Here is a 13,262-nt window from a genome sequence, read left to right as displayed (position 1 = left end):
CGGACACTTCACTCGAACAGCAGGACGAGGGCGGGCCAGGTCGCGGAGGGCTCGCGCGACAGCCACGCCAGGCGCTCGTCGCGCAGGGCCTGGGAGGCCGGGGCTCCGGCGCGGATGCGCTCGCGCACGGACTCGAAGAAGCGCCCCGCGGTGTCGGGGATGTCGCCGGTGGAGGCGAGCACGGTGCGCGCGCCCGCCTCGATGAAGGCCACCGGCAGGCTCACCGACTCGTGGAGGAAGGGCGCGGCGCGGGCGGCGCCACACGCGGCGAGCAGCACCAGGGGCGCGCCGTGCAGCGGCTGCTCGCGCACCTGCGTCGCCGAGAGCGCGTAGCGGCCATCCTCCTCGGGCGCCAGCACCAGCAGCGAGGCGTCCGACAGCTCCGGGCTGAAGAGGCCATGGGTGTGGAGCTCTATCTCCCGCGCCTGGGCCATCTCGCGCAGCACGCGCGAGGGGGTGGCCGCCGCGCCTCGCAGCTCCACCCGCAGCGGGTCCGGGACGCGCGGCGCCTCCAGGGGCTGGAGCTTCTCGAGGCCCAGCGAGCGGGGCGCCTCCACGCCCGTCACCACCAGGTGATGGCCCGCCTGTCCGCGCGTCTCCGGGGCGACGCCCGAGCGACCCACGCGGTAGCTCCACGCCAGGTCCGCCGGCAGGAGGCCCGGCAGGCCATGCACGGGAGGAAGGGCCAGCACATCCACGTGCGCGCAGCCGCGCAGGGCCGCCACCAGCCTCGCCGGGACGAGCCCGTCGGCGGAAGCATGCAGGGGCGCGGTGCGGTGGTCGTCGTACGTGCCCACGAGCGCCCCCTGGGAGTCCTTCACGGCGGCCACCGTGCGCTCGTGGTCCACCGCCACGGCGAGCACGCAGCGCTCCGGCACGGGCACGCGCAGGGCCTGACCCATCAGCTCCAGCACCTGCTCCTGCGCGCCGGCGCGGCCCGCGTCGCTCACCAGCACGCCATAGGCGAAGGTGCGGGCCTTGCGCGCGTCCACGTCGAGCGGGAGCGCCTGGGCCGCGTCGATGGCGCCGAGCAGCAGCTCACGCCCGGACGCGCGCTCGCGCTCCAGCATGAACTGGCCCTCCAGGAAGGACAGCAGCGCCAGCTCCCCCGGCGTGCGCGGGCCGCGTCGCAGCTCGCCCAGCGTGCGCCGCATCAGGTCCTCGTCGCGCACCGGCGCGCCATGGCGGGCCAGATGGGACAACACCCAGGCGCCGGGCATGCCCAGGGGACGTCCGCAGCGCGTGGCCTGCTCCAGCTCGTCGCGCGCCTCGTCCGGACGGAAGTCCGCCCACGCCACGGAGGCCAGGTTGCGGTGCACGTACGTGCGCTGCTCGCAGTCATCGGGGATGCGCGACAGCGACTCGCGAAGGAACGCGCGCGCGCTGGCGGCGCTGTGGCGGTAGCGGGCGATCTGCGCCATCTCCTGGAGGAACTGCTGCTCCAGGTTCCACTCGCCCAACTCACGCGTCAGACGCAGGCCCTCGCGAGCCTCCTCCAGCGCGTCGGCCGGGCGGTGCAGGCGCACGAAGAGGTCCGCGAGCCTGCGCCGCAGCGTCGCGCACCGGTACGCCAGCCCCCGCCCCGTGCAGGACGCCAGGGCCGCGCGCAGCCGCTGCTCCGCCTTCCACCACTGCCCCTCGCGCTCCTCGCGCACGGACAGCTCGCGCTCGGCCAGCAGCACCAGCCACGCGTCCTGACTGGCCCGCGCGATGCGCTCGAAGTCGTCCAGGTGTCGCTCCGCCGCGTCCAGCGTGACGAGCGCGCCCAGGTACAGGTCGTCCTCTCCGGAGCGTCGCAGCGTCTCCAGGAACGCGTCCGGGTCGGCGTGCTCCTGGCGAAGCAGCCGGGCGTAGTCGCGCGCCAGGGGCCCTCGGCGCTCGAAGTCCGCGAGCGAGACGCGGTTCACGGTGTCGGCCAGCGTGGAGCCCCCCTGGACCTCGTCCAGCACCCGCGCGAGCGGCAGCAGTCGCAGCACCGCCTCGCGCGTGGGCGCGGCCCTCACCGCGTCATAGAAGACCAGGCGCACCACGCCCGGGAAGCGGCGGGCCTCCTCGAGCGGAAGGCGCGAGCCATCCAACGAAGCGAGGTTCTGCGCCGCCGCGCGGGCATCGTGGAAGTCGCGCGAGCGCAGGTTCGTCTCGCTGCGCAGCGCCGTGGCGCGAAGGCGCGCCTCCTCGCTCCAGCCCGGCTCTGCCAGCCTCACCACCGCGTCGAAGGCCTCGGCCGCCTGGAGCGACAGCCCCAGCTCGCGCAGCACCAGCGCCCGGTTCCACAGGGCCTGGGGATGGTCCGGCGCCGCGCGCAGCACGGCCTCCAGCAGCTCCAGCGCCTCCTCGCGCCGCCCCTGCTCCAGCGCGATGAGGGCCAGGTCGCTGTCGCGGTCGACGGAAGGCCGCGTGCGTCGCAGGAAATCCGACGCCTGACGCCAGTCCTGCCGCACCAGGTACGCGGCGGCGATGCCGTGCAGGTCTCCTTGCTCCTCCAGCTCGGCGAGCTCGCTCAGCGGCAGGGGCGTCGTCGACTCCGGCGCCCCGGGCCCGGCGCGCATCGGCACGTAGCGCCGATACCCATCCGCCCGCGCATACGCCACGCGCCCCTCCAGCCCTCGCTGCTCGACATGGGCGCCCCACACCTCGGGCGGCGCCTCGCGCGACATCGGCACGGCCAGCACCAGCGCCAGCAGCACCGCGGCCAGCGCCACGCCTCCCACGGCCCAGACATGCACGGCGCGCGGCCGCGTGGGGCTCAGCGAGCGCAGCCGCTGTCGCCACGACGGCCGGGGCCAGGGCGGCGTGGGCCACGCGGGCAACACCACCTCCGGCGCGGCGGTCAGCGCGTCATCGGACGGCAGCCCCTCCTCGTGGAGCGCCTGGAAGCCGAGCAGCTCCAGTTGCATCGCCTCGTGCAGGCCCGTGGCGCACATGGGACAGCGCGCCAGGTGGTGGCGGAAGTTCTCTTCGTCGACCGGGGGCAGCTCACCATCCAGGAACAGGTACAGCTTGTGACACGGGGGGCTCATGCGTCCCCTCCGCCATCCGTCAGCGGCATCAGCAGCTCGCGCAGCTCCTTGCGCGCCTGGAACAGCCAGCTGCCCACGGTGCCCTCGGGCACGCCCATGCGCTGGGCGATGGCCCGGTAGCGCAGGCCCTTGGCGTGCAGCTCGAAGGCCTCACGCACGCGGGCGTTGGGCAGCCGGGCGATGGCCTTGAGCAGGTCCGCGTCGGAGATCCGCTCCCACATCTCCCCCGTCACCGCGTCGGGAGAGCCCACGTCCTCGCGCACGAGCCGGATGTCCCGGCGCTCCTGCTCCAGCAGCTCCGTGCGGCGCTTGCGGCACTGGTCCAGGAAATGATTGGTCAACGCCCGGCACAGCCACGCGCGATACACGGGCTCCGGCTGCGCGGACAACGCCGCGTGGTGCACGAGCGCGCGCACCAGCGCCTCCTGCGCCAGGTCCTCCGGGTCGATGCCCCCCTGACCGCACAGACGCTTCGCCAGGGCCACGAGCATGGGCCTGACGCGCTGAGCAAACTCCTCGAAGCCTTCGTGTGCCACGCTGGCACTGTAGGCCACGGCGAATCGCTTCACCGAGGCAATGCGATGGTCCTTCATCGACCCCTCGCCCTCCTTCCACGCCCACTCGAAACGCAGCCACCCGGAATCCTTGGGTCGTCGTCTGGAAACCGACGCAGTCACGCAGGGTTCCGGTGGCTCCAGGACATCGCTCCGGGCCCTGGGGCCGGGTGGCCCCGGGACGTGGTGGGACTGACACCGAGCACCTCGGACGCCCGCTCGGATGCCCTACGAGCAACGCGCGCCGTCGGCCGCGCACGCGCTCAGCCCGGCGGCCCACCCGGAGGCGGGTCCCTCACGTCCGGTTTGGAGGAAGGCGGCGGCACGGCCACCTCCCCGGCGCCACCCGGCTCCACGTCAGAGGACTGTCCCGGAGTGGGGGGGTGGACCTCCGGGAGCATCACCGTCGCGGTGAGCTGCTCCGAAGACTGCGCCTCGTTCATCCTGCCCGTCATGGCACGCGGCTCCTGGGACCTCGTCCCTCTCCCGCCGGATGCGGGAGCGCGCGGTCCTCATGGAACAAGACGCCCCAGGTCCTTCTTGTTGCGTTGAACCTCCCACATCCCAGCGGGCAGGGAGCGCGCGTGCCGCGAGGAGGGCTCACTCGAACAGCAGCACGCGCGACAGCCAGCGGGCGTCGTCGGGGCGCTCGAGCAACCATGAGGCGCGCAAGTCCCTCAACGCCACCGAGGGGCGCTCTCCCGCGCGGATGCGCTCGCGCACCCGCTCGAAGAAGGCGCCCGCGGAGTCGGGAATCTCCACGGACGCCGCCAGCACCGCGCTCGCGCCCGCCTCGATGAAGGCCATGGGGAGGCTGAAGGACTCGTGGGGAAAGGGCGCCGTCCTCGCGGCCCCACAGGTGGCCAGCAACACCAGCGGCGCGTGGCTCAACCGCGCCTGGCGGACCTTGTCGACCGTCAGCACGTAGCTGCCGTCGGCCTCCGGCGCGAGCACCACCATGGACGCATCCGACTGGGACGCGCTGAACAGCCCATGCGTGTGGAGCTCCACCTCCGACGCCTGGGCCATCTCGGAGAGCACGCGCGTGGGTGTCGCCTCCGCGCCGCGCAGCTCCACGCGCCACGGGTCCGGCACGCGAGGCGGCGTCAACGGGGCCAGCCTCGACAGCCGCAGGGAAGGCGGGCTCGCCACCTCGGTGACGACCAGGTGGGTCGAGGGCCCGGTGCGAGCAGGCACTCCCCGCGCCCCCCGCCCCACGCGGTAGCTCCACGCGAGCGAGTCCGGCAACAACCCCGCGAGCCCATGGACCGGAGGACGGGTGAGCACGTCGACGTGGTCGCAGCCCGACAGCTCCTTCACCAGCTCGGCGGGCACCAGGCCCGTGGCCTCGTCGCGCAGCGGCAACTGGCGCCCCGTGGAGTACGCCCCCTTCAGCTCTCCCAAGGGCCCACGCACGAGGACGAGGGTCCGCTCGTGTTGCACGGACACCGCGAGCAGGCAGCGCTGCGCCACGGGCTCCACACGCAGCTCGTGTGCCATCAGCGTCAGGGCTTCATCCCACGCCCCCGTGCGCCCCGCATCGGAGAGCAGCGCGGAGTAGCCGAAGGCGCGGGCCTTGCGCGCATCGACGCTGTCCGGCTCGAGGTCCGCCATCGACAGTGCCCGATGCACCAGCTCACGGCCGGAGCTGCCCGGTTGCGCGAGCAGGAACTGCCCCTCGATGACGAGCAGCAGCGACTCCAGCCCGGGAGAGACAGGCCCCCGTCGCAAGTCAGCCAGGGCCCGACGCAGCAGCGCGCCGTCCTGCGGCCGGGGCACCGAGCGCGCCATCTCCGACAACACCCAGGCGCCCGTCAGCCCCAGCGGCCGCTCGCACTCCATCGCGCGCTCCAGCGCCGCGCGCGCGGCCTCCGGTCGGAAGCGCTGCCACTCCAGCAACGCCACGGTCCGATGCACATGCGTGCGCTGGGCGCAGTCCTCCGGCATGCGGCCCAGGGACTCCTCCAGATACGCGCGCGCGGTGGTGAACGCGTGCTGGTAGCGCGCCACGTCCGCCAGCTCCTGGAGGAACTCCTGCTCGAAGCGCCACTCCCGGGCCTCCAGCGCGCGCGCCCACCCCTTCCACGCGTGCTGGAAGGCCTCCGCGGGGCGGTGCTGGTCCAGGTAGAGGTCGGCGAGCCTCCGCTGCAGGCCCAGGCAGCGGTACACCAACCCCTGCTTCTGGCAGGTATCCAGCGCATCCAACAAGCGTTGCTCGGCCTTCCACCACTGGCCCTCGCGCTGCCAGAGCTTCGCCTGCTCCTGGTCCGCGAGGACCCGCATCCACGGGTCCCCGGAGGCGCGCGCCAGACGAATCACCGCCTGCGAGTCGACGGGCTGCCGCTGTGAGTCCGCGAGGACCAGCGCGCCCAGATACAAGTCCTCCTCGCCCGAGCGCCGGAGCGTCTCCAGCACCTCACCCGCCGGAGCGAGCGAGCCCATCACGAGCCGCCCATACAACCGCGCGAGCGGCCCCCGGTGCGTGAAGTCCCGCTCCGCGACTCGCGCGAGCCACGTGCGAAGGACGCTCCCGCCGTAGCGGTCGTCGAGCACGCGCGCCAGCGGCTCCAGGCGCAGCACCGCCTCACGCGAGGGCGCCGCCCTCACCGCATCGTAGAAGCCGAGCCGGAGGATGCCGGGATGCTCACGCGCCGCGGCGAGCGGCAGGGGCGCGGACGAATCCGTCACCAGCTCCCGCACCGACTCGTAGGCGTCCTTCCAGGCCCGGGCGCGCAGCGAGGTGGACTCGCGAAGCATGCGCTCGCGCTGCGCCGCCTCCTCGCTCCACCCGGGCTCCCCCAACCGGGCGACCTCACCGAACGCGTCGGCCGCCAGGAGCGGCAGCCCCAGCTCGCTCAACGCCAGGGCCCGGTTCCACAGGGCCTGGGGGTGTCGAGGCCACTCGCGCAGGACCCCCGAGAGCAGCTCCAGCGCTTCCTCCAGCCGCGCCGGTCGGGTGTCAAGCGAGCCCTCCTGTCGCGCCTGCTCCAGGGCCAGCAGCGCCAGGTCGCAATCCCGGTCCGCCGAGGCGGGCATGCGCTTCAAGAAGGCCTGTGCCTGTCGGGGCGCGCCATGGAGCAGATAGGCCGTGGCAACGCCGTGGAGATCTCCGCGCGCCTCCATCCGCCACAAGTCCTGCAGCGGCAGCGAGGGCACCGGCGATTGCGCCGCGTCAGCCCCCCGGTCCGGCACATACGGTCGATGGTGGGCATCCACCGCCCGATACGTCACCCGCCCCTCCAGCACGCGAGGGCCTTCCGCGGACAGCCAGGCGCTCTGCGCCCCGCCCCACGGGAGGGAGAAGGGCAGAATCATCCACACCGCGACGCCCGCCACCAACACCTCGAGCCCGCGCAGCCCCCGGAGCCACGTCCGCCGAGCCCGCCGCTCCGCGGGCGCCGATGGCGCGGGCGCGTCCGACGAGGCCACCTCCTGCGCCTGCGCGAGGTGCGCGAGCAGCTCGAGCTGCATCGACTCCCGGAAGCGCGCCTCGCACGCGCCGCAGCCCCCCAGATGATGTCGGAACCTCCCCTGCTCCCGAGCCTGCATCTGTCCATCGAGGAAGCGTTGCAAGTCCTTGCAATCAACCGTCATTGCCTCCGCTCCCGCCGACGCCGCTCAGCCGTCTCCCTCAAGACCTCGCGCAGCTCCAACCGCGCGTGGTGCAGCCGCGCCCCCACCGTGCCCGGCGCCACGCCCGTCTCCCGGGCGATTCGCGAGTAGGACCACCCTTGGAGATACAGCTCGAAGGTCCGACGCAAGGTGGGGCTCAGGAAGCTCAGCGCCCACCGCAAGTCCTCCACGCCGACGTAGCCCCAGAGCTCGTCCTGCTCCAGCGCGTCGTGCTCCTCCGCGTCCACCGCCAGCTCGAGCAGCCCCCGCAGCCGGTCCGACTCACTGCGGCGACGCCGACACCGGTCCAGGAAACAGTTCTCCGCCACCCGCCCCAGCCAAGAGCGCTGCTTGAAGGAGTCCCATCGCTGTAGGTGCTCCCACCGGAGGAGCGCACGAAGCAATACATCGTGCACCAAGTCCTCCACTTCGTGTTCAATCCCGACACAGTACTTGCGAAGAATGGCAAACAACAGCGGCTGATACTGACGGGCGAAGGCCTCGAAGTCCGAGCCTGGCTCCCCTGACGGAGGCTCCACCACCCTCAATCGCGGCCTCGAGCGCATTGCCCCTCCTCCTTGACCAGAGAACGCGTCAGGTCTGCTTTATTGCCGACACCCCCTTATTCTTACAAACACGCCACCCCTGGGATGAGGAGGGAACGTCCAAGGTGGGGTGTTGTGATGACAACACGACACGGCCCCGCGGGGTGTCATGACGCAGCGGCGGAGAGCGGTGCGGGCTGCTTCAGCGGCAACGTGAGGGTGAAACATGCGCCCCCCAGCGACTCGGAGCGGCTGGCCCGCACGGTGCCTCCGTGGCGCTCCAGGATGCCTCGAGCGATGGCCAATCCCAGCCCTGTCCCCGGACGAGGACCCTCGCGCCGCCGCCCCGTGACGAAGGGCTGGAACAGCCGGGGCAACAGCTCCGGTGGGATGCCCGGACCGCTGTCCTCCACGTGGACCTGGAGCATCGTGTCGGATTGAGACAGGCGGACCTGGAGCCTGGGCCGCGCGACCTCCCCCAGCGCGAGCAAGGCATTCTCCAGGACAATGACAAACACCTGGGAGAGCTGGGATTGGTCCGCCTCGACGGCCAGGGGCTCGCCTTCCTCCAGGTCAAAGGAGACATCCGGCGCCAGGGTGCCCAATCCCTGTCGCGCGGTGGAGTACGCCAGCGCCACCGTGGCATGGACATCCACCCGGCGCAGCTCCAGCGGGCGGGGCCGGCCATAACGCAACAGCTCGTCGACGAAGTGCCCCGCGCGGGAAATCTGCTCGCGCATGCCGGCCAGGGTGTCCGCGTCCGCGCCCTGGCGCTCCAGCAGCTTCAGCTGCGCGGCGAGCACGCCCAGCGGGTTTCGCACCTCGTGGGCCACGGCCGAGGAGAACTGCCCCAGCTCCGCCAGGCGCGCGGCCTGGTCCGCGCGGGTCTCCTGCTCCGCCAGCGCCGCCACCAGCTCCGTGCCCGTGGCGCGCCCTCGCAGCAGCCTGCGTCCCAGCCACTCCTGGAGCCCCTGGCGCAGGGGCTCGAAGGCGAGCGCCGCCAGGGCGAGCAGGAAGAAGGCGCCCGCGCGGTACTCGGCGAGGAAGGGCTGGCCGCTGCCCGCCATCAGCGTCAGCACGCCGAAGAGGAAGCCCGCGGACAGCACCGCCGCCATCGCCGAGTAGACGAGGCTGCGCTCCAGGAGCCTGCGCTCGGAGGGCGGCTGGTGCGCGTTGATGACGTGCACGAGCACCAGCAGCGAGGCCAGCACCAGGTACATGCCGAAGGGCAGCGCGTAGCCGGCGGACAGGAGCAGCGCCGTGGCCAGCCCGCCCGAGTACGCGAGCGCGCCGACAATGCCCAGGCTGCGCAGGAGCGGTCGACGCTCGGGCGTCTCCTTGCGGTACGAGCGCGCCAGGAGCACCAGGGGCACGCCCGCCGCGGAGACCGACAGCGCCATGGTGGGCCAGAACAGCGGCCCCCGCCTCATCGCCAGGGGGCCGTACAGCGCGTCCGGGAAGAGCGCCCCCACCAGCGTGACGACGGTGGCCACGACGTACGCGAGCACCACCAGCCGGGGGGAGCGCTGGCGCGAGACGTCCTGCGCGGTGTGGAAGAAGGCGGCGGCGGTGAAGGCGCCACTGGCGGCGAAGCGCTCACCGAGCCACGCGGCCTGGGGCACGCACAGCAGCAGCAGCGAGCCGCTCCAGAACGCGGTGGCCAGGCAGTACAGCGTCAGCCCCGCGGCGTCGCGGCCTCGCAGCGCGGCCGTGAAACACAAGAGGAGCGACACCGACAGGACCGGCACCAGGCTGTAGGCGAACAGGGGCCCCATGGACGGAGTGTGGCAGATGTTCCTAGTGTGCGCCCCGTCGGCGCCTCGAGGCGCTCCGACGTCACCAGGAGTCATGAGCAGTGCGGCATTTCGCGATGGTCGCGGCAGGGGCCACCCTGTGGGGGTGCTGGTCCCTCTTCCTCCGGCCCGCGGGCCTGTCCTGGGCGCAGAACGCGTTCCTGGCGCTGGTCGCCATGTCGCTGCCGGTGCCCCTGCTGCTGCGCGGCGCCCCGCTCCATGACCGGCGCGCCACCGTGGCCCTGCTCGTCGTGGCCCTGGCGGACGCGGCCAACATCAGCCTGTTCTTCGCCGCCATGAAGCGGGGCCCCGTGTCGGTGGCCGTGCTCACGCACTATCTCGCGCCCCTGCTGCTCGCGCTCGCCGCGCCCTGGGTGCTGGGGGAGAAGCGCTCCGTGCGGGCCCTGGTGGCCGGGCCCGTAACGCTGGCGGGGCTGGTGATGCTCATCGGCCGGCCCGACGGACAGGGAGGAACGGGGATGACGGCGGCGCTCGGCGCGGGCAGCGCCCTGTTCTTCGCGGCCATCGTCCTGGGGACGAAGGCGGCGACGCGAGCCTACTCACCCCTGGCCGTGGCCTCGCTGCACGCGCCGGTGTCCGCCGGGGTGCTGCTTCTCATCGCCGGGACGGACGCGCTGCCGACCGCGCTGGACCCGGCCACCCTCCAGGTGCTCGCCGGGGGCGCGGTGTGCGGCCTTGCCGGGACGTGCCTCTTCAATGCGGGGCTGAGCCGTGTGCCCACGGCGGCGGCCGGGGCGTTGACGTACCTGGAGCCGCTCACGGCCTCCCTGGTGGGCTGGGCCGTCTTCTCCGAGGCGCTCACACCCGTGGGCGTGGCGGGGGGACTCCTGGTGCTGGCCGCGGGGGTCTGGGTCGCCTCCGAGCGTCGGGCGCCCGCGTCAAGCATGGCCCTCCCGTCCGCCACGTCTTGAAATCTCCACCCAACTCCCCACTTGCAAGGTCGGGGAATCCTTTGGTCCTCTTGGGCCAACGCAGCTCCTCCCCGCAGCGCCGTGCTTGCGACGCCGTATGCCCATGGAAACCGCAGCAGACAGTCGTGAGTACCGCGTCCTCTTCTTCTGCCCCGCGTCGAGCGCGAGGCTGGAGCGGCTGGAGGCGCCCGTGCGACGGCTGCTGTCGCGCATCCAGGCCCCGCCCGCGGAGCTGACGCCCATCCAGGAGTCTGGGGCGCTGTCGGAGGCCGGGTGGCAGGTGTACCTGGTGCGCTCGCTCACGGAGCGCTCGGCGGCGCAGGCCATGGCCGCGTACGTCAGCGAGGCCACGTGCGCGCTGGCGGCCGAGGTCGACGCCGAGGTGCTGGGGCTCTACGTGGACGTCTCCGGAGACTCGGCGCGCATCTGTCGCTGCGGGCCGGAGGATGGACCGGAGACCTTCGCGGGCCGTCGGCAGGCCGCGCTCAACCGCACGGCCGAGTGGCTGGAGGTCGCGCCCATCCTGCTCTCCGCCATCTTCCAGCTCGACGTGCCGGACGCGGACTACGAGCCGGACGCGGATGACCGCTTCGTGGAGGAGAAGCTTCGTGAGGCGCGCGTCCTGATGGAGCGCTACCGTCAGGGGAAATGAGGTCTCGAACTCCGGAGGACCTCGCGGGCCGCTGTCCGCGCTGCTTCCTGCCTTCCCCGCTGTGCCTGTGCGCCGAGCTGCCGAGCATCCCCACGCGCACGGAGCTGCTCGTCATCCGGCACCACAAGGAGACACTCAAGTCGACGAACACCGCGCGCATGGCGGCGCTCGCGCTGCCGCGCTGTCACATCGTCTCGTATGGCTCGCCGGGTCAGCGCTTCGATGCGTCGGTGCTGGAGGACGACGGCTCCACGTGGTTGCTCTTCCCGGACGCGCAGCAGACGGCCGCGCCGGAGGCCGAGAAGCCCCGGCGGCTCATCGTCCTGGATGGCAGCTGGGGACAGGCGCGCCGCATGGTGCAGCGGCTGCCGGGGTTGCGCAGGCTGCCCGGACTGAAGCTGCCTCCGCCGCCCCTGGATTCACGCCGGCTGCGCAGGCCGCCGCATCCGGACGGCATGTCGACGATTGAGGCCATCGCCGGCGCGCTCACGTACCTGGAGGGTGAGGACGTGTCCCGCCCGCTCTACGACCTGCACGAGAAGATGATCGACCGCGTGCTCGCGAGCCGCGGCCGGGGCCCCGCGCCTTCGTGTGACGAGGACGACTGCGACTGAGCGTCGCGTCGTCTCACGAAGCGGACAGCGGACTCAGCAGGAGGCGCCCTCGGTGCAGCGCGCCTTGCGCATCTGCTCGGCGAACGGCACGGGCTCCAGGAAGCCGGTGACGCGCGGGCGCTTGAGCTCCGTGCCCGTCTGCGACACGAAGGCCACCGTGGGCAGGCCCTCCACGCCGAAGCGCTCCATCAGCGCGTCGAGCGCGTCGTCGCTGTTCGTCGCGTCGATCTTGATGGTGAGGAACTGCCCCTCGGACGACTGCGAGATGACCTGCGGCGCCGGGTACGTCTCGCGGTCCAGCTCCTTGCAGGCCGCGCACCAGTCCGCGAAGAAGTCGATGAGCACCGGCCGCCCCTCGGCCTTCGCCTGGGCCAGCACCTGGTCGAACGCCTCGCGGGAGAAGGTCGCCTTCTTCGCGGGCATCACGTGGTCCCACGCCCACGTCGGCGCACGCGGACGCTCGGCCATGCCCAGGCGCACCCACAGCTCACCCACCGGGCCCGCGTCCAGCGCGCCGCCGCGCACCATCAGCGCCACCACCACCAGCGCCACACCGAACGCCTTGAACGAGAAGTCGCGCGCGCCTTCCTTGAACGAGCGGTGCACCGCGCCCAGGAGCACGCCCACCACCGCGAGCCCCCCCGCCAGCGCCGCGCCCGGCAGACGCCCCAGCTCCGCGCCCGCCGCCTTCACCACGTCACGCGCCCACGGCGACGCGTCCTTCAGGTAGCTGAACGCCAGCGCGACGAGCATGATGCCCAGCACGCTCTTCACCCACTCCATCCACACGCCGCTCTTGGGCAGCCTCACCGTGGACACCCCGAGGATGAAGAACGGCACGCCGATGCCCAAGGCGTAGATGAACAGCAGCGACGCGCCGAGCGTCACGTTCGCCGTCTTCGCCACGAAGGCGAGCAGCCCCGTGAGCACCGGCCCCGTGCACGGCGCCGCCAGGAAGCCCGACACGCTGCCCATCAGGAACGCGCCCGCCACCCCCGCGCCGCCCACCGAGTTCAGCCGCGTCTGCAGCCCCGACGGCAGCGCCAGCTCGAACGCGCCGAACATCGACGAGGCGAGCAACAGCAGGAACACCGCCAGCCCCGTCACCACCGCGGGGTGCCCCAACATCGAGCCGAACGCCTGGCCCGTCTTCGCCGCCAGGATGCCCAGCCCGCTGAACACCACGCCCATGCCCACGATGTAGGACGTGGTGAGCAGCATCGCCTTGCCCCGGCTCTCCGCCTTGCGGGCGCCGAAGACGGAGACCGTGATGGGGATGAGCGGGTAGACGCAGGGCGTCAGCGCGGTGAGCAGCCCGCCGCCGAAGACGATGGCCGCGCCGAGGAAGAGGCTGCCGGACTCCAGGAAACGCGCCGCGTCGAGCTCCGTGCTGGGGCCGGTGGGCAACAGCCACGGCACCACCACCACCGCCACGCCGGCCAGTACGGCCATCAACCCGAGCTTCTTGGCATCCATGCGCGCTCTCTTCCGTCATCCCCAGCAAAAAGGGCCCGCTTTGTATACGCAGGCCCCGGCCCGG

At 72.5% G+C, this 13,262-nt stretch carries 10 protein-coding genes; 3 read left to right on the top strand and 7 right to left on the bottom strand.

Annotation, left to right across the window (positions count from 1 at the left end):
* Nucleotides 1–8 precede the first annotated feature (8 nt).
* From VZQ01_RS33490 to VZQ01_RS33465, 6 genes are all read right to left on the bottom strand, one after another.
* A complete protein-coding gene (locus tag VZQ01_RS33490) occupies nucleotides 9–3,020 on the bottom strand; it encodes a CHAT domain-containing protein (protein ID WP_426745665.1) in 3,012 nt (1,003 codons plus the stop codon).
* Nucleotides 3,017–3,613: an RNA polymerase sigma factor gene (locus tag VZQ01_RS33485; RefSeq protein WP_223745623.1), complete on the bottom strand. Its 597-nt coding sequence runs from the start codon at nucleotides 3,611–3,613 to the stop codon at nucleotides 3,017–3,019. Before VZQ01_RS33485 ends, VZQ01_RS33490 begins: the two co-directional genes overlap by 4 nt.
* A gap of 224 nt (nucleotides 3,614–3,837) precedes the next feature.
* A complete protein-coding gene (locus VZQ01_RS33480) occupies nucleotides 3,838–4,029 on the bottom strand; it encodes a hypothetical protein (protein WP_223784056.1) in 192 nt (63 codons plus the stop codon).
* A 145-nt stretch (nucleotides 4,030–4,174) separates the two neighbouring features.
* Entirely contained in the window at nucleotides 4,175–7,168 is a 2,994-nt protein-coding gene (locus tag VZQ01_RS33475) for a CHAT domain-containing protein (RefSeq protein WP_426745664.1), read from the bottom strand.
* Nucleotides 7,165–7,752 (bottom strand): RNA polymerase sigma factor, encoded by a 588-nt coding sequence (locus VZQ01_RS33470; RefSeq protein WP_248544525.1) that lies wholly within the window; start codon nucleotides 7,750–7,752, stop codon nucleotides 7,165–7,167. The genes VZQ01_RS33475 and VZQ01_RS33470 overlap by 4 nt, the downstream gene beginning before the upstream one ends.
* Before the next feature lie 146 nt (nucleotides 7,753–7,898).
* Nucleotides 7,899–9,506 (bottom strand): sensor histidine kinase, encoded by a 1,608-nt coding sequence (locus VZQ01_RS33465; protein ID WP_223745619.1) that lies wholly within the window; start codon nucleotides 9,504–9,506, stop codon nucleotides 7,899–7,901.
* A gap of 80 nt (nucleotides 9,507–9,586) precedes the next feature.
* Between VZQ01_RS33465 and VZQ01_RS33460 the strand changes: the two genes are divergently transcribed.
* The 3 genes from VZQ01_RS33460 to VZQ01_RS33450 all read left to right on the top strand — a co-directional run bounded on the left by VZQ01_RS33460 (nucleotide 9,587) and on the right by VZQ01_RS33450 (nucleotide 11,722).
* Nucleotides 9,587–10,456 (top strand): DMT family transporter, encoded by an 870-nt coding sequence (locus tag VZQ01_RS33460; protein WP_426745663.1) that lies wholly within the window; start codon nucleotides 9,587–9,589, stop codon nucleotides 10,454–10,456.
* A gap of 103 nt (nucleotides 10,457–10,559) precedes the next feature.
* Nucleotides 10,560–11,108 (top strand): hypothetical protein, encoded by a 549-nt coding sequence (locus VZQ01_RS33455; protein WP_141325169.1) that lies wholly within the window; start codon nucleotides 10,560–10,562, stop codon nucleotides 11,106–11,108.
* Nucleotides 11,105–11,722: a tRNA-uridine aminocarboxypropyltransferase gene (locus tag VZQ01_RS33450; RefSeq protein ID WP_426745662.1), complete on the top strand. Its 618-nt coding sequence runs from the start codon at nucleotides 11,105–11,107 to the stop codon at nucleotides 11,720–11,722. Before VZQ01_RS33455 ends, VZQ01_RS33450 begins: the two co-directional genes overlap by 4 nt.
* A gap of 33 nt (nucleotides 11,723–11,755) precedes the next feature.
* Here VZQ01_RS33450 and VZQ01_RS33445 read toward each other — a convergent pair whose 3' ends face one another.
* Nucleotides 11,756–13,198, bottom strand: coding sequence for a protein-disulfide reductase DsbD family protein (locus VZQ01_RS33445; RefSeq protein WP_223745616.1), 1,443 nt, complete (start codon nucleotides 13,196–13,198; stop codon nucleotides 11,756–11,758).
* Nucleotides 13,199–13,262 lie beyond the last annotated feature (64 nt).

This window comes from Myxococcus faecalis, assembly GCF_050039385.1.
Lineage (GTDB): Bacteria > Myxococcota > Myxococcia > Myxococcales > Myxococcaceae > Myxococcus > Myxococcus fulvus.
Note: the sequence above shows the minus strand (reverse complement) of the source record. Positions and strands in the feature narration are given on the sequence as shown.